The organism is Stieleria neptunia (assembly GCF_007754155.1).
Lineage (GTDB): Bacteria > Planctomycetota > Planctomycetia > Pirellulales > Pirellulaceae > Stieleria > Stieleria neptunia.
Map to the genome: position 1 here is coordinate 3467028 of NZ_CP037423.1, position 19834 is coordinate 3486861.

The 19834-nt window shown below is 59.7% G+C and carries 12 protein-coding genes; 4 read left to right on the forward strand and 8 right to left on the reverse strand.

All coding sequences use genetic code 11. From position 1 onward, the window contains the following. Positions 1-41 precede the first annotated feature (41 nt). Together Enr13x_RS12065 and Enr13x_RS12070 are read right to left on the reverse strand one after the other, a co-directional pair. Positions 42-2306 carry an outer membrane protein assembly factor BamB family protein gene (locus Enr13x_RS12065; RefSeq protein ID WP_231744231.1) on the reverse strand — a complete coding sequence of 755 codons (2265 nt, stop codon included), beginning with the start codon at positions 2304-2306 and terminating at the stop codon, positions 42-44. A gap of 92 nt (positions 2307-2398) precedes the next feature. Further along, the gene (locus Enr13x_RS12070; protein ID WP_145386324.1) at positions 2399-2752 is read right to left on the reverse strand and encodes a cupin domain-containing protein; all 354 of its coding nucleotides are present in this window, start codon (positions 2750-2752) and stop codon (positions 2399-2401) included. A 1857-nt stretch (positions 2753-4609) separates the two neighbouring features. Between Enr13x_RS12070 and Enr13x_RS12080 the strand changes: the two genes are divergently transcribed. After that, complete coding sequence (locus tag Enr13x_RS12080; protein WP_145386328.1) at positions 4610-5704, forward strand: Mrp/NBP35 family ATP-binding protein; 1095 nt, start codon at positions 4610-4612, stop codon at positions 5702-5704. A gap of 262 nt (positions 5705-5966) precedes the next feature. Here the strand turns inward: Enr13x_RS12080 and Enr13x_RS12085 are convergent, their stop codons facing one another. Next, complete coding sequence (locus Enr13x_RS12085; protein WP_231744489.1) at positions 5967-6155, reverse strand: hypothetical protein; 189 nt, start codon at positions 6153-6155, stop codon at positions 5967-5969. A 694-nt stretch (positions 6156-6849) separates the two neighbouring features. After that, on the reverse strand, positions 6850-7635 hold the full coding sequence (locus Enr13x_RS12090; protein ID WP_145386330.1) for a site-2 protease family protein: 786 nt from the start codon (positions 7633-7635) through the stop codon (positions 6850-6852). A gap of 374 nt (positions 7636-8009) precedes the next feature. Here Enr13x_RS12090 and Enr13x_RS12095 point away from each other — a divergent pair, with 374 nt between their 5' ends. The 3 genes from Enr13x_RS12095 (at position 8010) to Enr13x_RS12105 (ending at position 12993) form a co-directional block, all read left to right on the forward strand. Continuing rightward, positions 8010-10535 carry a DUF1588 domain-containing protein gene (locus Enr13x_RS12095; protein WP_231744232.1) on the forward strand — a complete coding sequence of 842 codons (2526 nt, stop codon included), beginning with the start codon at positions 8010-8012 and terminating at the stop codon, positions 10533-10535. A 4-nt stretch (positions 10536-10539) separates the two neighbouring features. Then, positions 10540-11862 carry a DUF1552 domain-containing protein gene (locus Enr13x_RS12100; protein ID WP_145386332.1) on the forward strand — a complete coding sequence of 441 codons (1323 nt, stop codon included), beginning with the start codon at positions 10540-10542 and terminating at the stop codon, positions 11860-11862. A gap of 111 nt (positions 11863-11973) precedes the next feature. After that, entirely contained in the window at positions 11974-12993 is a 1020-nt protein-coding gene (locus tag Enr13x_RS12105) for an NAD-dependent epimerase/dehydratase family protein (RefSeq protein WP_145386334.1), read from the forward strand. 364 nt (positions 12994-13357) lie between these two features. Here Enr13x_RS12105 and Enr13x_RS12110 read toward each other — a convergent pair whose 3' ends face one another. The 4 genes from Enr13x_RS12110 to Enr13x_RS12125 form a co-directional block, all read right to left on the reverse strand. Continuing rightward, positions 13358-15610, reverse strand: coding sequence for a heavy metal translocating P-type ATPase (locus tag Enr13x_RS12110; protein WP_197455975.1), 2253 nt, complete (start codon positions 15608-15610; stop codon positions 13358-13360). Between the two features lie 535 nt (positions 15611-16145). Further along, a complete protein-coding gene (locus tag Enr13x_RS12115; protein WP_145386338.1) occupies positions 16146-16562 on the reverse strand; it encodes a hypothetical protein in 417 nt (138 codons plus the stop codon). Positions 16563-16995: 433 nt separating this feature from the next. Then, on the reverse strand, positions 16996-17181 hold the full coding sequence (gene ccoS / locus Enr13x_RS12120; protein ID WP_145386340.1) for a cbb3-type cytochrome oxidase assembly protein CcoS: 186 nt from the start codon (positions 17179-17181) through the stop codon (positions 16996-16998). Positions 17182-17329: 148 nt separating this feature from the next. Next, positions 17330-19816, reverse strand: a complete 2487-nt coding sequence (locus Enr13x_RS12125) for a heavy metal translocating P-type ATPase (protein WP_145386342.1) — start codon at positions 19814-19816, stop codon at positions 17330-17332. Between the last annotated feature and the right edge of the window lie 18 nt (positions 19817-19834).

Sequence of the window (19834 nt, forward strand, 5' to 3'; positions counted from 1 at the left end):
TGAAGCAAATCGTCGGCCGCGTTGCGGGACGAAGCCCCCCACTATGGTTCGTTGCTGTTTTCAACGACTTCGATATTGTCCAAATAAATTTCCGCGACCTTTGCGTTGCCGTAAAGACCGGGGCTGGCGTTTAAATTAGGCGATTCGTCTCGCACCGTCAGTGTCCATTCCTGGGGCTCCTCCTGATCGCGAGGCCAAACCTTGCCGCGGATCACCGCCACCTGTGCGGGGGCTTCGCTCTCCAAATCGACCCGCAGCTTCATCCGGTACCACTGGTCTTCCGACCAGGGGAACGCCGCGTTTGCCGAAGACCGTTCCTCGGACGACGCCCAGGTCCGGATTTGAACCTGTTGGGCTTCGCCCATTAAGTCGAGCACATAACCGTGGGCCGTCAACCCGATGTCCGGCAGGGCGCCCAACGCTCGCTGGCCGCGTGCGTCGGCGGAAATGGTGTACTGTGACAAATCGCTCGGCCCCATCCAGGCACGGCTTCGGGCCCCCTTGGGGATCGTGCTGATCTTGGTCAAGGCGGCCGACCCGTCGATTTCGCGAATCACGTGGCGGTATCGGGCACCGACCCACGACAGGGGCGGATCGGACAGGCCGTCAAAGGTGAATTTCCAGGGCAGCGGGGGCACGATCCGCACGCGCGCGGTGCCGGTGGCGTCGCCCAACTGGGCGATGACTTGGACCCCGGTGTGGGCCGCATCGGCCGCAGCGGTCAGCTTGTTGCCGTCGATGGAGGCCGCGCCGCCTTCGACTCGGAACGTCACGTCGCCGGGCGTTTCCAGTTTTTGGCCGATCGCGTTGAACACATTGACCTTGTACTCGATCGATTCACCGGGTTGGATGACGGCTTCGACCGGAACGATTTGGACCTGGGCGATCTGCGTGTCCTCGGCAACCGGTCGCTCCTCTCCGAAGGCATCGCGGATCGATTGGTCGGACTGTTTGGCCGCTTCATTGCTGATGCAGTACAGATTTCGCGTGCTTTGGAAATACAAGCGACCGTCGGCGACGATCGGCGAGGCGACAAAGGATTCACTCCGCAAGCGTCCGTCGTTGATCACTTCAAACCCGTCGGCGGTCGGCTTGACGATCGACCAGCGACCATTTTCGGTCGTCACGTAGATCTTTCCGTCGGCGTACAACAGCGCCGATTTTTGGCGGCTGTCGGCGAACCGTTCTTGTTCGACAATCGGTTCTCCCGTTTCGGCATCGAAAACCCACATCTTGCAGCGGTCATCGACCAGGTACAAACGCCCATCGATGAGCACCGGTTCGCTGAATCCCGCCACGACTTCGTACTGTTTCCACAGCTCACTGACTTGGGTTTGATCACCGGTGCCGGAAACCTTGATTCCCGCGACGGCGCCCATCACGTTGGCCCATTCGCCGACGTTTTCTTCATTGTGGCTGCAAAAGATTTTGTCGCCGACGACCAGGGGTGCGGCGAATAGTCCCCGACGCGACAGTTCGTATTTCCAGAGCGGTTTGCCCGTTCGAGGCTGAATGCCCCAGACCTGGCCGTCGCCAAAGCCCATGATCAATTGCCGTTGACCGTCGATGGTCGTAATGGTCGGTGCCGAGTAGGACGTGTCGTAGGGCAAATCACGCGTTCCGCTGAACCAAACGAATTCGCCCGTCAGCTTGTCCAGTGCCAGCATGCGGTGATTGGGTTTGGCGTAGTCGCCCCAGTTGATGATGATCCCGCTGATGATCACCAAGTCTTCGTGCACGATCGGGAAATTCGTCCGCCCCCCGTAGGTGCTGAGCATGCCGAACTGTTCGTGCAACGGGACCTTCCAAAGCGTCTCGCCGGATTCCCCGTCCATGCACTGGAAGATGTCGCAGGCGCCCAGCACATACACGTTGCCCGACTCCGGGTCGGCGACGACGCTGGTCCACCCGATCCGCTCTGCCGGGACATCCGACAGCCAGACGTTGTAGCTGTTTTCCCAGATCGTCTCGCCGGTCTTGGCGTCCAGGCAGACGACTTTCTCGCCTTCTCGCTCGGTGTCGGGCAGGTGCCGTTGGATCGTGTAGAGTCGTCCCCCCATCGTGACCGGGGTGCAGAAACTGCCGATGTCTTCGCGTTTCCACAGCAGATTGCTGCCGTCGCCTCCCTTGGAATCCCAGTCGTCGGGCAAGCCGCTGACCTGGGCGGTCCCGTCCATGTTCGGACCACGCCAATAGGGCCAGTCGGCCGCCGGCGCCGCGACACCGAGCCACAAGATCGGAAGCATCAACAGGAATGGCAACGCCGCATCGAATCGACGTCGGAGGTCAGAAGTTGGTCGCGTCATAGGGAGGCAATCTGGCAGGAGGGGAGTTTGGGCAACGGACGATGTGCTCTTGGTCGCTATCTTAACTGGACTCGACGAGGTTCATTAGTCCCTCAATCGAAGTGTTCGTCGGCGGGATCGAAGTCGGGTAGGCAAACGATCACCACTTCCATGCATCCGACCGCACGATGTCGGGTGCCGGGTGGGATCAAGATCGAGGTTTTGGGGCGGACGGGGTGCAATCGGCCGTCCAGCTCGATCGCCGCATCATCATCACACTCCAATACGACGTAAACCTCGGTGTGTTCGGTATGGTAGTGCGTTCGGGCTGATCGATCGATTTTTGTCAGATGAACGGTCCCGGGGAACTCGCCCCGGTCGTGAAATGCCCGACGCGCGATGCCACAGGGGCACGCGACCCCGGGCAGGGCGGTCAGATCGACGATGGCGGGGCCTTGGTCGGGCATCTCTGGCGTCTCCCACGCTCGAAAGTGGCAACTTCTCTAGGGATCATTCCGGCAACGGCTGTGAATCCAATGTACAGAACTGCTCGGAACAGAACTGAAATGCACAGAACACAGGCTGACCCGTCACCGCGGCGTTTGGCGTTCCCGCGGCCAGAGCCCCCGAACGGGCGGCAGCCGAACGCCTCACCTGATCCGGTCGATGATAGTTTATACCGTCCAGTCCGGTTGTTCCACGTGACCAACCCGGGTGTCGGTTGTCCCCCCCCACATCGAGAGCAGCTTGCCCAGCCGTCAAAGCTTCGCAAGCTGGCGAAAATAGAGTGGAACAGTAATCTCGGACCGTAACCGGTCCGATACGGTTAGTGATCCAAGCTGACAAATCGTCCCGACCGGGACGAACCGACGGCGAACGATCGACCCAGAATTCCTCGTTGCACAGGACGCAACGGGGGATTTGAAAAGCGATTTCGCGTGCGGATTCGAATTGCCGATCAATTGGCAAGACGTTGTTCCACCACGACAAATTGCCATCGAGCTGAACGAAGTCGGCGGGCTGTGTAACCCACACCGCGGTCCGTCCGTGCTCGAAGGGTGTATCAATCGGATGCGATCGCCGGCAACTTCGTCCAGCGAACGCACCCGAGTGGCAGTCGAATTCGACCAACATGACCCGCTTTTCAAATCGACCCGCGTAACAAACTAAGGGAGACGTGGCTCCGATGATACGGACACTGATGATGATGGCCCTCGTTCTTGGCACCACGACGTGTTGCCAAACACAAGGGATGGACTTGCTCCAAAAATTGATGAAGGGCAGCGTTAGCTCTTCATGCTGTGACACCGGCTGTGCCGCCGCACCGTGCGGCTGCGAAGCAGACCCCGCTTGTGGCTGCGAAGCCCCCTGCGGCGGATGCGCCGCCGAACCGGCCTGTGGTTGCGAAGCACCCGCTTGCGGTTGCGCCGCTGAACCGGCATGTGGCTGCGAAGTCGCTGCACCTTGCTGCGAAACCGCTCCGGCATGTGGCTGCGAAGTCGCTGCACCGTGCTGCGAAACCGCTCCGGCTTGTGGCTGCGAAGTCGCTGCACCTTGCTGTGACACCGCCCCGGCGTGTGGCTGCAGCAAGAAAAGCGGCGGACTGCTCGCTCACCTGTTCGCTTGCAAGAAAAGCTCGTGCTGTGAACCGGCTTGTGGTTGCGAAACCGCTTGCTGCGAAACCGCTCCGGCTTGTGGCTGCGAAGTCGCTGCCCCCTGCGGTTGCGACAGCGGCTGCGACTCGCCTTGCGGTTGCGGCTCCAAGAGCGGAGGACTGCTGAAGAAACTGTTCGGCAACCTTCGCAAAAGCTCCTGCGGATGTGACAGCTGCTGCGACGCTCCGGCGTGCGACAGCGGTTGCGGATGCGGAGCAACCTACAGCGCCCCGATGGCTCCCGCACCGGCTCCGGCCGCTGCTCCCGCCGCCGACGCAGCTCCCATGCCTCCCGCTCCGATCGTTGATCCGAGTGCGAGCATCTCACAAAAGCGTCGCGTCATTCAAGCCAGTGCCCGCTACGTCCGCTGATAAAGCGAAACGTAGCAACCGGGTGATAAACCCGGCTGCTGGACTCAAGACGTGAACCGCGAAAGCGGCTCGGCAGTTCGCTGCCGAGCCGCTTTTTTTTGTTTCAAGTTTCAGGTTTCAGGTTTCAGGTTTCAGGTTTCAGGTTTCAGGTTTCAGGTTTCAGGTTTCAGGTTTCAGGTTTGCGATTTTCCTAGCTGGGTCCCACTTCTTTGGCAAATCGTTACCCTGTAACCGACTCAACATCCGACTTGGCGCTGCCAACTTGAAACCTGGAACCCGGAACCTGGAACTCAAAAACATGCCTGATCTCTCCGAATCTTCCGTCCGCCAGCTTCTCGATGGGCACCCCGACCCCGAAACCGGACGCCCGATGGGCTCGATGGGGCAAGTCGTCTCGGTCGGTGTGGACGGCCAGCACGCCAAGATCCAGCTCGGCCTCACCTCCCACTCGCTTCCGATCCAAGACGATGTGCGCGACGCCGTGCTGTCCAAACTGGCCGCCGCCTTTCCTGGCATCCAGGTCGATCTGGAATTCAAGACGCACGCCCGTCCGGCCACGCGCGTCGGCCAAACCGCGCTCCGCGCCAAAAGCGTGATCGCGGTCGGCAGCGGCAAAGGCGGCGTCGGCAAAAGCACCGTGGCGGCTTCGATCGCGCTGACGCTGCGGCGACTGGGCAGCCGAGTCGGCTTGATGGACGCGGATGTCTACGGACCCAGCATTCCACATCTGCTGGGGCTCTCCGGCCGTCCCGGTTTTAGCGAGTCCAAACGGATCGATCCGATCATGCTCGACGACAGCCCCGACCTGTCGCCAATGCCCGTGATGTCGATGGGATTCCTGGTCGACCCCAAGGAAGCCGTGATTTGGCGCGGCCCGATGCTGCACGGTTCGATCAACCAGTTTCTGGGCATGACCGAATGGGGTGAACTGGATTACCTGATCATCGACATGCCACCGGGAACCGGCGACGTCGCCTTGACGCTCTCGCAAGCCATCCCGCTGGCCGGCAGTGTGGTCGTCTGCACGCCCCAAGAGGTCGCGCTGCTCGATGCCGTCAAGGCGATCGCGATGTTTCGAAAGGTCAACATTCCGATCCTGGGCATGGTCGAAAACATGAGCGGCTTCCTGTGCCCCGATTGCGGCAAGACCTATGACATCTTTGGGGCCGGTGGGGCACGCGAGAAGGCCGAGCAGATGGACGTCGCCTTCCTGGGCGGCCTTCCGTTGGACATCAAACTGCGTGTCGCCGGTGACGAAGGACGGCTGGCTGCGGTTCTCAGCAGCGACGAAGCCGCTCGTGCCCCCCTGGAACGCGTCAGCCAAGCGATGGTTCGTACCCTGGCTGCTCGAAATGCCGCCGCACCGCCCAAGCCGTCGCTGCCGACACTCTGACCGCGTGCTTGGTCAATCTTCGAAGTGGGGTAAGCTTCCAGCTTGCCGTCTCGTTTCACTCGTAAAACGCAAGCTAGAAGCTTACGCCACTTGCTTGCTGACCTAAACACCGGTAGGGAGAGACTTCCAGCCCGTCAACGGGCCCCCCCTGCCGCGTGTGAAGGCCTCTCTCGCGTACCCACCACAAAAAAACCGCTCGGGGGTGACCCGAGCGGTTTGGTGGATGGATGGGGCCGATTGAAAATCGGCGAAGAGCAGAAGCTTACTTGCGCTTCTTGGCAGCCTTCTTCTTGGTTGCCTTCTTCTTTTTGGTCGCCTTTTTCTTGGTTGCCTTCTTCTTGGCAGCCTTCTTCTTCACGGCCTTCTTCTTAGCAGCCTTCTTCTTGGTTGCTTTCTTCTTGGTTGCCTTTTTCTTGGCAGCCTTCTTCTTGGTTGCTTTCTTTTTAGCCACGTTTTTCCTCCGCGGAATTGGAAACGATGGCGAGTCATTGTGACTTGCGTGGGAACGTTCCCCGACAAGCCACCGGCCACGGCTCACCATGCGTTAGTAAGTGACAGACAAACGTTGAAGCCAGTTATCCAACGGACCAATCAATGCTGTCTGACGTAAACCTGCGGTATTTGTACGCTCTGCATCAAATTCCGCAACATGTTTTCGGAAAAATTATGCTTGCAAGACACTCCGTTCCTGCTACCTCGTCGTTGTTCTTCGCGATCGCGCGACGTGTCGCAGCGATCCCGTTGAACGTTGCACGACAAGCGATGCGTCAACGCGCGGCTGTCCGTGTCGTTCAACGACATCGTCTTACGTGTGTTGACGCAAATATCGATACAGCAATGCGTTGTGCGCATTCGATCGAATCGACTGCGGACACGCAAACGAAGCGCTTCGTTGTCTTGATGTCACTGGAAGCACTTGACATTGGATGGCTTCCTGCATGCGCGACGACATCAAGTGCAGTGATTGGAAGCCACATCAAACGCATGCAAAACTTTTTGAGAAAAATTTTGTAAACAACCGCTTGATCGAACTGTCTTAGCGCGCTTTGTTGTCCATCTCGCGCTGCATCGTTGGATCGACGCGCGCGATCTTTGTTGCAACGCACTCCGTTTCGTTGCACCGCGCTAGCGCCAACCAGACCGCGCTAACGCCAACCGTTGTTCATCGGGTTCAACATCTGGTAACTGCTGACACCGAACATCAAGAAGAAGATGCCCATCATCGGTTGCCCATGATTGAACGCATAGAAGGCCAACAAGCCACTGCAGATCACGCTGACCCATAGCGATTGCGCGACCGTACCACCATTGATCACAATCAGACTGCGCGCGATGCGCCCTCCATCGAGTGGCCAGACCGGAACAAGGTTCAGCAACGCCCACAAGACACTCGGCAAGATGTAAAACGTCACCAATGCCTCCATCCCTTGGCTATCGATGAAAGCTCCCTCGGTGACCCAAGGAAGATCGGCCAGGAACGATGGCATCCAGTGAAACGCAGACACTTTGAAACCTGCCGACTTGACGGCCAGGATCACCGCCAATGCGGACAACAACTGAAACGCCGGCCCGGCTGCCGAAATGATCAACTGTTCCTTCTCGCCGATCCGCGCGATCGATCGACCCGGCATGTAGGTGCTGGTCGGAATCGCCAAGCCGCCGAAGTGATACAGCACAATCGATGACTGAATGCCGTAATGGCGGAACGCCAACGCATGCCCCAGCTCGTGAATCAAGATCGAAAGCAGCAAACACAGCGCCCAGGCGATCATCAGTGGCCCGACGCCTAGCTCCTCGCTGGAAAAAAAACGGCACAGCGAGTAGCCGAAAACGACGGCGCCCAACCAAAACGTCACCGCAATCCTGACCGGGAAACCGAGTAGGGTGAAACGGATGTCGTAAGCGGTCTCGGGGGGCTCGGATAACAGCATGGGGTATGCCTGTGCGGACAATTTCGGGAGACAGGAAGCGTGGCCTGATTCGTCGGACGGACCAAAACCTTGCCCAGAATACCGCGTTGTGTCCCTTCTTCACAGTTCAGCAACGGGCGATCCAAGCCTTCGCACACCAAAACGCATCGTGAATCTCGGTGCTTGCAGCTATAATGGCAGCCGTGGCCGTATCGACCCCTCCCGCCTTCCACACGGGTCGTGACACCCGCGATCACCTTGATCGCCAAACCCAGCCGCGCCAAACCCAGCCGCGCCCGATCCCACCTCCAATGACTTGCCCAGTGATGAATCAAGCCTTCATGCCGTTGCACCAAAGGCGTCGACGTCGCATAGGCCATGCGCGCCGTATGACCATGACTACGAGGACCGCCGCGCGACGCAACGCGTTGCCGATGCTCACGATATTTGCAGTGCTGATCATGGCACTGTTGCTGCCACCGTCGGCCGCAGCCGCGGAAGCAACCGACACCCAAGGCACGCGACAAACCGATCAGCGCAAGAACAACGTGATGACGTTCTTGCGACAAAACTGTCTGGACTGCCACGACGGCAGTGAAGGCGAGGGCGGATTTGATTTGAACCGACTGAAGTGGGCCGATCTGGCACACTCGACCGAACCCCAGAGCACCGAACCCCAGAGCACCGAACCCCAGAGCACCGAACCCCAGAGCACCGAACCCCAGAACCTTGCCACTTGGGTTCGCGTTTTTGATCGCGTCGCCGACGGTGAAATGCCGCCGGAGGAATACGGCGACGTCGAAGCAGAGCCCAAAGCACGGTTTCTCCACACGGCCGCTGAATCGATCGACGAAACGATCACCTCGCGTCATCAATCACTCGGACGTGTGCTCGCCAGACGACTGACCAATCGGCAACTGGAACGAACGCTCGGTGACCTGTTCGCGATCGCGACCCCGCTTTCGCAATTGATGCCCGACGAACAGCGCACCGATGGGTTTCGCAACATCGCCGATGCCCAGTCGATGTCCCACTATCATCTCGAAGACCACCTGCGTGTCGTCGATGCGGCCCTGGATCAAGCCTTTGATCGGCTTCGCCCCAACCGGTCCGACGTCGTCATCGATCTGCCGGCGTCACGGATCGCAAACAAACGCAAGGGGCAACGCAATCGCGATCCCGAGTTGCGCGATGGCGCGGCGGTGATCTGGTCCTGTGGAATCTCGTTTTACGGACGGATCTCCCGGACCGAATTGGACCACTCCGGTTGGTATCGCATCACACTCGATGCGTCTTCGCTGAAGATGCCCGAGGATCGCGGTCTGTGGTGTTCCATTCGAAGTGGCAAATGTGTTTCCAACGCACCGTTGATGCATTGGGTCGGCGCGTTCGAAGCGACCGAGACTCCGCAAACGTTTACCTTCACCACATGGATCGAAGCCGATCACATGCTTGAAATTCGTCCCGCCGACAGCACGCTGAAGAAAGCACGCTTCAACGGCGGTCAAGTCGGGTTCGGCGAAGGGGAATCGCAAAACGTCCCCGGTGTCGCGATGCACTCGCTGAAGATCGAGCGGATTTATCCCGGCGGAGACCAAGCCGCCGTCCAGCAGGCTTTGTTCGGCGACCTGGACGTTCGATACGATCGGAAATCGAAACGTTTTCAATTGCAAAGTGATTCACCGGCGGAAGACCTGAAGAAACGGTTGCATGACTTTGCCACCGCAGCCTTCCGCGGCCCGGTCACGAAGGAGATGCTGGAACCCTACGCCAGCCTGATCGATCACGGCATCGACGGCAATAACGATCCGATCGAAGTGCTTCGTCAAACCTATCGGGCCGTGCTGTGTTCGCCTCGATTCATCTATTTCACCGAAACACCCGGACGTCTGAGCGACCACGCCGTCGCCAATCGACTCAGTTACATGCTGACCGGCAGGGGGCCCGACCCCAAACTGCGTGCGGCCGCCGACGCGGGGCGCTTGTCCGATCCGGCGGAGATCATCGCCCAGACGCGTCGCTTGCTTCAAGGCAAAACACTTCAGCAGTTCGTCAGCGATTTCTCCGACCAATGGCTGGACCTTGCCGATATCGATTTCACCGAACCGGATCGAAGGATGCACAAGGACTTTGACTTGGTGGTCCAAAATGCGATGCTCGGTGAGACGCGTCGCTATTTGGAAACGTTGATTGTCGAAAACCAACCGGCGCGGATGCTGGTCGATTCTGATTTCACGTGGCTGAACAATCGTCTGGCGCGGTACTATGACATCGATGCCGACATCGCCCCTTCGCAATGGAAACGCGTCTCGATCGCGGACCATCCGTTTCGCGGCGGGCTGATGACGCACGGATCGATCCTGAAGGTGACGGCCAACGGATCCAACACCTCGCCGGTCGTCCGCGGCGTTTGGATCTGTGATCGATTGCTCGGCATTCCCATCCCTGATCCGCCGGCCAACGTGCCTGCGATCGAACCCGACGTGCGTGGTGCCACGACGGTTCGCCAGATCCTTGAAAAACACCGTTCGCAAACCGAGTGCGCATCATGCCATGCCAAAATCGATCCCCCCGGATTCGCGTTGGAGCACTTTGATGCCGCCGGTAAGTGGCGTGATCATTACCTGACGCGTCGCGGCGGGGCGTACAAACAAGGCCCCGAAGTCGACTCGGCGTATCGGCTTGCCGACGGTCGAGAATTTGATTCCTTCGTCGCCTTCCGAGAACTCGCCGCCGGTGATGACCATCTCGTCGCCCGCAACTTTGCCGCCCAACTGCTTGTCTATGCGACCGGGCATGAAATCACGTTCGCCGACCGCAAGACCCTGGACCAAATCGTCTCTCAAACCAAGTCCGATGGCTATCGATTGCGTTCGCTGATCGAAGCCGTCGTGACCAGCCAAACTTTCCTCACCAAGTGAAACGATGACGAACAAACACGATCACGCCCCGCGTACCGCCCCCACCCGTTTCCACTCTGCAAAAACTCGCCTGGCGCGTCGCACCGTGCTGCGCGGCAGCGGCGTCGCGATGTCACTGCCGTGGCTCTCGGCGATGGAAGCCTCTGCCGGAACATCATCCGTTCCCCCGGCCCAACGCTTCGTCTCGGTCACGATCGGATTGGGGTTATTGGGCGAAAACCTGTTCCCCGAACAAGCCGGTCGCGGGTATGCGCCGTCCCGCTATCTGAACTCCATGGCCGACATCCGTGATCAATTCACAGTCGTCTCCGGCAGCAGCCACCCGGGCGTTTCCAACGGGCACCGCGCCGAAGCGAGCATCCTGACCGCCACGCCGATCGGAAACAGCGGCAGCGCCAAGAATACCATCTCGGTCGACCAATACCTGGCCAAACATCGCGGCGGCGCCACGCGCTATCCATCGTTGGTCCTCAGCACCAGCGGAACGCAAAGCCCTTCGTACACCGACACCGGGGCCATGATTCCTTCGGAAAGCTCTCCGGCTCGACTGTTTGCGACGTTGTTTATCGACCAGTCGCAACAAGAACGCTTGCGGCAAGCCGATCGAATTCGCAGCGGACGCAGCATCATGGATGTGGTCAACGAAGACGCCAAACGATTGCAACGCGATCTGGGGGCCGGCGACCGTAACCGGTTGGATTCGTATTTCTCCAGCGTCCGTGAGTTGGAACAGCGGATGGCCGCCAACGAACGTTGGGCGAAACTGCCCAAGCCGGTCGTCGACGCCAAACCGCCGACCCCACCGGACGCCAACGACCTGGTCGGTTGCCAGGCGATGATGCTGAGCTTGATGAAACTGGCCCTGCAAACCGACTCGACACGATTCATCACGTTGAATCTGCCCGGTGGCAACAGCAAGTTGCCGATCGAAGGCGTCGATGAAGGCTATCACACGCTCAGCCATCACGGTCGCGACGCCGACAAGCTCGCCCAATTGGCGTTGATCGAAGAACAGATCGTTGGTGCCTATGGCGACTTCCTCCGCAGCTTGGCCGGCTTCGAAGAAACCGATGGCAACTTGTTGGACCAGACCTCCGTCCTGATGACCAGCAATCTCGGCAACGCATCGAGCCACGACAACCGCAACTTACCGGTTCTGGTTGGGGGTGGCGGCTTCCGCCACGGGCAACATCTCGCCTTTGATCGCAACAGCAACTATCCTTTAGCGAACCTGTTCGTTTCGGTGTTGCAGCAATCCGGCCTGCCAACCGATGCGTTTTCGAGCGGGAAAACGACGATGAAGGGGCTTGAACCGACACGGACGTAGCGGCAGGCTACGGCTCGGTCCTCAAGTAGCGGAACTCGCCAAGAGTTTCGTCCGGCACCGCGAATCGCCCAACGTCATGACGACATCGCAGACTCTAGCCGATCCGAAGTGATGGCCAACGTTCTCGTCACCGGCGCGACCGGTTTCATCGGCACCCAGTTGGTCCGCCATCTTTCATCGCGCGGTGATCGCGTCGTGTGCCTGGTTCGATCCAGCTCGGATCGACGCGGCCTGCAAGCCTCCGCCCCACAGTTCGTCGTCGGCGATCTGTCGGACCGGCGATCGCTGGACAATGCCGTCCATGATTGCGACATCGTCTTTAATCTGGCCGGAACGACCAAAGCGCTGCGGCAACGGGAGTTCGAACAAGCCAACGTGCTCGGACCAAGGCTGTTGGCCGAGGCCTGTGCCGATCGCGACACCCCGCCCACGCTGGTCCACGTGTCCTCCTTGGCCGCCGCCGGACCGTGCAGCGGATCCACCCTGCGAACCGAAACCGACGATCCCACGCCGGTTTCCGACTACGGGAGAAGCAAACTGCGCGGTGAAGCAGCGCTGCTGGAATTTGCCGCTTCCGTTCCGATCTCGATCCTCCGCCCGCCGATCGTCCTCGGCCCCGGCGATCGCGACGGATTCGAGATGTTTAACGGGATCGCGAAATGGAACTTGCACTTGGTCCCCGGCTTTGCCGACCATCTCTTCTCCGTGATCCATGTCGACGACCTCTCCCACGCACTACAACACGTTGCATCGAGCGGCAAGCGTGTTTGCCACAACGCGACCGATCGCCGAGGCATCTATTTCGCCGCCGCCGACGAAACACCGACGTACGCCGAACTCGGACAGATGATCGGCCGATCATTGGGTAAACAACACGTGCGGATCGTCCGCAGCCCCTCGCCACTGATCTGGACCATCGCAACGATCAACAGCGGTATTTCCCGACTTCGCGGCCGGCCACATATCCTCAGCATCGACAAAGCCAGAGAAGCCACCGCGGGCTCCTGGGTCTGCGACGCCTCGCGGCTTCGCCGCGAAACCGGATTTCAACCCGCCAAGACGCTTCAAGAAAGAATCGACGAGACCACAAATTGGTACATCAACAACGGTTGGATTAAAGGGAGTCGGTGATCGACACCAGAGATCGGACCACGGATGGCAAGGCGTACCCACAGATGTCAAACCGTATGGGATCCGTGGGTACGCTTTGCCATCCGTGGGTGTGATCCAACCCGATGCCGACGACTGCCTTTTCGCGGACGCTCTCGTGAGTTCAACCGTTTGCAGCCACCCGGGCACGCCCCCCCCATCATTCTGCCCCGAATCATTCTGCCATCGGACCACTGGTACCCATCAACTTGACCGGACCTGGTCGACCGGTGGAGAGATAGGAAAATTCATGAAATCGAAGGGAAGTTGCATTTCAGAATTTTCTTACCTCCAAAATCTTCTTACCCCCTTTCCGCCGCCCCCTCCCTTCAGTATTCGACAGAGCCTAGTCCACCTTCGCCCGTCTCAGCCTGAGCGCATTACTCACGATCACCAGATCCGAACCGACCATGGCCAGCGCCGCGGTGATCGGATGCAGCTCTCTCAGCCACATCGGCGCCGACTCAACACCGGCCAGCACGCCCGCGGCGATCGGGATCAGTGCGACGTTGTAGGCAAAGGCCCAGAACAGGTTTTGTTTGATGTTCCGCATCGTCAGCGCTGACAACTTGACGGCCCGTGAGACACCTCGCAACTCTCCGCCCAACAACGTGACGTCCGCCGCTTCGATCGCGACATCCGTGCCGGTGCCGATCGCGATTCCCACATCCGCCTGGGCCAGCGCCGGGGCGTCGTTGATTCCGTCGCCCACCATCGCCGTGAATTCGCCCCGCGACTGCAGCTCGCGAATCCGCTCTGTTTTCTCCCCCGGCAACACCTCCGCCATCACGTCATCGATCCCGACCTGGCTGGCGACCGCGGCGGCGGTGTGTTGATTGTCGCCGGTCAGCATGGAAACCACGATGCCTTGGCCATGCAGCCTTGCAATCGCCTCGGCCGACTCCGGCTTGATCGTGTCCGCCACGGCAATCAAGCCGACCACTTCGCCTTCGCAAGCGATCCACATGACCGTTTTGGCTTGGCGTTGCAGTTCCGCCGCGCGGGTCTGTAGCGTCGGATCGATGGATGCCTCCTGCTCGATGAAACGTTGATTGCCGACTCGGACGCGTTGTCCTTTCCAAACCGCCGTCACGCCCTGACCAGAGCTGGACTGGACGTCGTCAGGCATCGTGGTGTCCACGCCCAAGCGATCGGCTTCGGCCAAGATGGCGGTGGCGATCGGGTGCTGGCTGCCGCGTTCGACACTGCCAGCCATCTCGATCAATCGCTCGCCGCTGAGTCCCGCGACGGTGATCGTATCGGTGACCACTTGTTCGCCGCGCGTAATCGTTCCCGTTTTGTCCAGCACGACGTGCTTGATCGCACCGACGCGCTGGATCGCTTCACTGGACTTGAACAGTATCCCGTTCTCGGCGCCGCGTCCCATTCCGACCGTCACGGCCAGCGGCGTCGCCAGGCCCATCGCACAGGGACAGGAAATGATCAACACCGAGATCATCCGCAAGATCGCCCCGACGGTGTCGCCGAGGACGAAGAACCAGACGCAAAACGCGACCAGCGCGACCGCGATCACGATCGGAACAAAGATCCCGGAGATCTGATCGGCCAGCTTTTGGATCGGCGCCTTGGTCGCCTGGGCCTCGGCGACCTGTTTGACGATCCGCGCGAGCGCCGATTCGGCGCCCAAGTGACGCGCCTCGACCGTTAGCATTCCATCGCCGTTGATCGTCGCGCCGATCACACCGCTCCCGATCGGTTTGTGGATCGGCATGCTCTCACCGGTGATCATGCTCTCGTCGACCACGCTTTCGCCCGCGATCACCGCGCCGTCGACGGGAATCTGTTCTCCCGCTCGCACGATCACGTGATCTCCCACAACCACTTCTTGGATCGGCAGATCGACTTCCACGCCATCACGGAGGACGCGCGCGTTTTTCGCTTGCAGATTCAACAGCGACGTGATCGCACCATTGGTTCGCGTCTTGGCACGGCTCTCGATCCAGTGGCCGACCATCACCAGGGAAATGATCGTGGCGGAGGTTTCGAAATAAACATGTTGCCCCAGCATCTCGCTACCGAAGGACAACAACAGCATCACCGCCACGCTAAAAAAGTAGGCGACCGAAGTGCTCATCGTCACCAACACATCCATGTTGGCGAATCGGCTTCGCAGCGATCGATACGCCCCCAGATAGAACTCACGGCCGACATAAAACTGCACCGGCGTGGCCAGGGCGAACATCAAGTAGTTCACCCAGCCGGCATGCGCCCACGGACCCCAGAGGCCGAAATCACGGCCCATGCTGAGCACGAACAACGGCAACGTCAGCGCGACGCCGATCCACATGACCAATGTGTCGTGATCCTCTTGTCGACGATCTTGCTCGGCGGTGTCGCGGTCACCCGTTTCCACCTGGAACCCGGTCTGACGAATCACTTCGGCCAATTCCGCTTCGTCGGTTCCCGACGGATCGTAGCTGACGACGACGTTTCCGCCGGCGAAATTAACCACGGCGGAACTCACGTCCGGCTGCCGCAACAACGACCGCTCGATCGATTGAGCGCACCCGGCACAAGTCATGCCCGACACGTTGAATTCGGCCCGTCGGTTCACCTCGGCAGTTTTTAATTCTGACACGGACTCAGATTTCGTTTCCTCCAGTTTGTCCATCACATTTTCCAAAACATCCCGTTGAGCAATTCCATCAAGAGGATCGGCGTCACGCTGACAACTCTAGGTAGAGTATCCGAGGCGATCAAGGGTCATCAGATCATTCAGCGGTCCCATCCTAACACGGTGCCGACCCCAGATTTGCCGGTATCGCTCCCTTCCACCATTGAAGATTTCGAACACGGCCTAGTCGTTGTTCTTCTCTTTCTTCTTCGTTTTTCGCACTACCAGGCGTACCAAGTGCGAAAAACCTTCACCCATCGCGGCGTCCGAGCTATCCCGGAGGGATTGCAGCGAGTAGCCGGAGGTCGGCGCAGCACCACCTCCGGGCCACGCATATCGCAGTAAGAAGGTAGGAAAATTTCGGGTAGGAAAACGGATGCCCGAAAAACGACACACCCGGCAAACACCACGCTCTCTTTTCCTACCCCAATTTTTCCTACCTCCATCTCCAACCAATGCTTCATCCGCACTTCATCATCAGGACCCCGCTCTTGTCGGATCAGAGGGCATTAACGAGGAAGAAGCCACCCGATTTACCCGACAGGTAGGTTCTTAGTCGCGTCAGATAGTCGGTCAGGGACTCGACGGTTGCTGTCGTTTGAAGCTCTTCAATTGTCACCCATCGCGGTGCTACGTCTGCGATTTCGTCATCGGAAAGCGTTGCCAATCGCGTCGTCAATGTTTCCGGTATCGTCTGCGGCCAAGGTCCTTCATCACGTGGCTCGCCAACAAGGTCAAATCCGCTCATCAGGTTGTCGTATGAGTCAACACTCAGCATTTCCCCAAGCTGACATAGCTCGATCATACCGATACCTTTGCAGAAAAACCAACGTTCCTTGTCGTCATAGGCTTCGTCAGAATCAAGTACCGACCAGAGTTCATTTTTCGGGCAATTGAGTATGTCATTGAGCGGCATTGCAATCTCGTTTCGGTGCAAGCATCGTTGTCGGGTAACGGCAGCGTTCACCTGGACGCCGCGAGTAACTTTAATTTCGGGGCACGGTTCTTTCGAGAGGTCAGTCTACCGAATGAAATCCTAACGAAAGAGAGTACGAGGCGAGGGCAACTGCGGTTCGGCGGCTACGGAGAAGTCAGCCTTGAACCGTTCTCTCTTTTCTCTGATGGAAGCAGTTGCCGACGACATTAACAATAAGCGTGCTTGCACCGAAACGGCGAACCGCACTGTGCTAGCTTGCCCTGGGCGGACACGCACTAGGTGGTGTGGGAGGGAACCCGGAGCAATCCGGCGCCCTATCCCGATTCGAATGAAACCCATAAGACACACCGGACGTACCAGCCCCAGCAGACCGATCGGTCCCATCGAAAGCGACATCCGTTGCCGCTCTCGGTTAGGCCTCCCCAAGTTCTTCTTTTGGTTGAGCCTGTTCATCCACCCGATGCTCATCCACCAGGATCCGCACCGACGGCGAATCTAAATCGTCATACTGACCGTCCCGGATGCAGTACAGACATGCGAGCAGTCCGCCGCCGCCCAGCAGCAACGCGATCGGCAATGCGATGTAAAGCACACTCATCTTGCGAACACTCGATTAGTGGGGATAGGCGCAATAAGGGATGCAGCAACCGTTGGTGTGCAGGCTTTAGCCGCCCCCGGTCGCTGCATCGCAGCGACGGCGAATCGCCTGAAGGCTAAACACCAACACGTAGGCTCTTGCCACCTATTTATGATGCGTCCTCGGCAAACGTCGGCCAGCCGAGTGTCAGCGACAACACGGAAACCGAACTGATCGGCATCAACACCGCGGCGACCAGCGGGCTGATGAATCCGAAAATCGCCAACACGACGGCGATCACATTGTACGCCAGCGAGACCGCGAACGTCGTCCGGATCAAATGATTGGTCCGTCGCGATGCATCCATCAAGTCCGCCACACTTTCCAGCGTCCCCGAAGCGACGAATACCGGCGCGGCTTGAAGACTCACTTCCGCCCCCCCACGCACCGCGATGCCGACGTCCGCCGCCGCCAGTGCCGCCGCGTCGTTGGCACCATCGCCGATCATCACCACCGGCCCCGCGGCACCCGTCGTCACGCGTTTCAATTTGTCTTCGGGCGAAAGTCCCCCAAATGCGTTTTGTGGATCGATCCCGACCCGGCGCGACACTTTGCCGACCAGCTCCTGATGGTCACCCGACAGAATCCCGACGTCCCAACCGGCCTGCCGGATTCGATCGATCGTGGACTTGGCGTCTTGCTTGACCGGATCGGCGATCGCCAGCACCGCAACCACGCAGCCAGCGACCGCGACGATCACCGGCGTGGTTTGATTCTGCAAACAACGCTCGCAGTGTTCGGTGACATCGCTCGAGAGTTCCACCCCCTGACGTCGCAAGAACGATTCGTTGCCGACGTCGACCCGTAGTCCCTGGCAGCGGCCCGACAAACCGCCGGCCCCCAGTTGAATTTCATCGGCACCGGTCGCCGGAATCAAATCCAGCCGGTCCGCCTCGCGCAAGATCGCATCGGCGATCGGGTGACAACACTCGCGTTCGATCGCCGCGGCCATCCGCAAACCGTCGGTTGACCCATAAACCAATTCCGCGCGGGGGCGGCCTTCGGTCAATGTCCCCGTTTTGTCGAACCAGACCTTCCCGCGGCCGCTGAGCTGTTGCAGCACATCGCCGTCGCGAATCAAGATCTTACGTTTTGCCGCGCGACCGAGCGAAACCGCGATCGCCAGCGGTGTCGCCAACGCTAACGCACAGGGGCAGGCCACAATCAACAGCGACGTGGCGTTGGCTGTCGCGACATCGATCCCGTGGGAAAACCAGGCGGCAAACGCAATCGCCGCCAACAGCGTCACGACCACCACAAACACGCCACCGATTCGATCGGCTAATTGAACGATCGGCGTCCGCTGGGCCATCGCCGCTTCCACCGATTCCATCACCCGTCCGATTCGGCTGTCCGCCCCGATGGCTTCGACGCGAACCTTGATCGGTCGCGACAGATTGACGGTTCCCGCGGTCACGCCATCCCCGACCTTGGCTTCGACCGGAACGCTTTCGCCGGTCAACAACGATCGGTCCAGCATCGATTCGCCCGCGATGATCCGACCATCCACCGGAAGACTTTCTGAAACGTTGACCCGGATCACCTGCCCCGCCTTGAGCGAATTGACCATCACCCAACGGTCCGGCCCCTCCGGCGAATCTTCATCGACCAAGCGGGCGTGTTGCGGCGTGATGCGAAGCAACAGATCCACCGCGCTGGCCGCACGATGCTGTTGTCGAAACTGAATCCAACGCCCGATCAACAGCAAGAACACCAGCATCGCCAACGAATCAAAATACACTTCGCCGCTGCCGCTGATGGCGTTGACCAGCCCGACGATCGTCCCGACGGACAGCCCCAACGCGACCGGCAGATCCATGTGCGGCGTCCAATTGCGGAGTGCCGCCAGCGCGCTGACGAAAAACGTCCGGCCGGGAAACGCCACCGTGGCGATCCCCAACGCCGCCGCCGCCAACCGCAAAAACAAACGGTGCTCGCCGGCCACGCCCGACGCGTCGCCGGCATACAGCGCGATCGCGATCCACATCGCGTTGGCCGCGCAAAATCCGGCCACGGCGATCTGCATCAACAGCCGACGATTCTCCTGGCGAAATCGGTCCACCGGCTCGGTCGTCAGCGGCGACAGTGTGTAACCCAACCTGCCGATCAGATCAGCGATCTCGCTGAGTTTGATCTGTTGGGGATCAAACACAATTTGAACGGTGTGGCGGTTCAGTTTGACCCGCGCCAGCGTCCACCCTCGCGTCCGCCCGGCGACGTTCTCGATCAGCCACGCGCACGCCGCACAGTGCAGTCCGCTGACGGACAACTCGGTCGACAAGCTGCCATCGGCCGCCCGCCGGGGAGCCGACGCGCCCAAATACTGGTCGTCGTCAAACGCGTCATAACGCGACGCGTCCGCCTTGGAAAACACTCCGGTCGATCCGCCCGTTCGATCACGAATCGCGTAGTAGTCGTCCAGCCCCCAGCCATGGATCAACTCGTAGGCCTGTCGACAACCGCCGCAACAAAACACCCGTGTCGGGTCATCCGCGGTGCTGCAAACGGTCGGCAGCCCACAATGCACGCAAGGAATCTCGCAGCGCTGCGGCGGTGTACTGGATACGGAGTCCGGCGTGGGGGCGGTCGATGACATGGTCAGATGGTACGCATG

Bases quoted from the DNA above. Each gene is read 5' to 3' on its own strand.
- Enr13x_RS12065 (WP_231744231.1), bottom strand. From the start codon at position 2,306: ATGACGCGACCAACTTCTGACCTCCGACGTCGATTCGATGCGGCGTTG.
- Enr13x_RS12070 (WP_145386324.1), bottom strand. From the start codon at position 2,752: ATGCCCGACCAAGGCCCCGCCATCGTCGATCTGACCGCCCTGCCCGGG.
- Enr13x_RS12080 (WP_145386328.1), top strand. From the start codon at position 4,610: ATGCCTGATCTCTCCGAATCTTCCGTCCGCCAGCTTCTCGATGGGCAC.
- Enr13x_RS12090 (WP_145386330.1), bottom strand. From the start codon at position 7,635: ATGCTGTTATCCGAGCCCCCCGAGACCGCTTACGACATCCGTTTCACC.
- Enr13x_RS12095 (WP_231744232.1), top strand. From the start codon at position 8,010: ATGACTACGAGGACCGCCGCGCGACGCAACGCGTTGCCGATGCTCACG.
- Enr13x_RS12100 (WP_145386332.1), top strand. From the start codon at position 10,540: ATGACGAACAAACACGATCACGCCCCGCGTACCGCCCCCACCCGTTTC.
- Enr13x_RS12105 (WP_145386334.1), top strand. From the start codon at position 11,974: ATGGCCAACGTTCTCGTCACCGGCGCGACCGGTTTCATCGGCACCCAG.
- Enr13x_RS12115 (WP_145386338.1), bottom strand. From the start codon at position 16,562: ATGCCGCTCAATGACATACTCAATTGCCCGAAAAATGAACTCTGGTCG.
- ccoS (WP_145386340.1), bottom strand. From the start codon at position 17,181: ATGAGTGTGCTTTACATCGCATTGCCGATCGCGTTGCTGCTGGGCGGC.
- Enr13x_RS12125 (WP_145386342.1), bottom strand. From the start codon at position 19,816: ATGTCATCGACCGCCCCCACGCCGGACTCCGTATCCAGTACACCGCCG.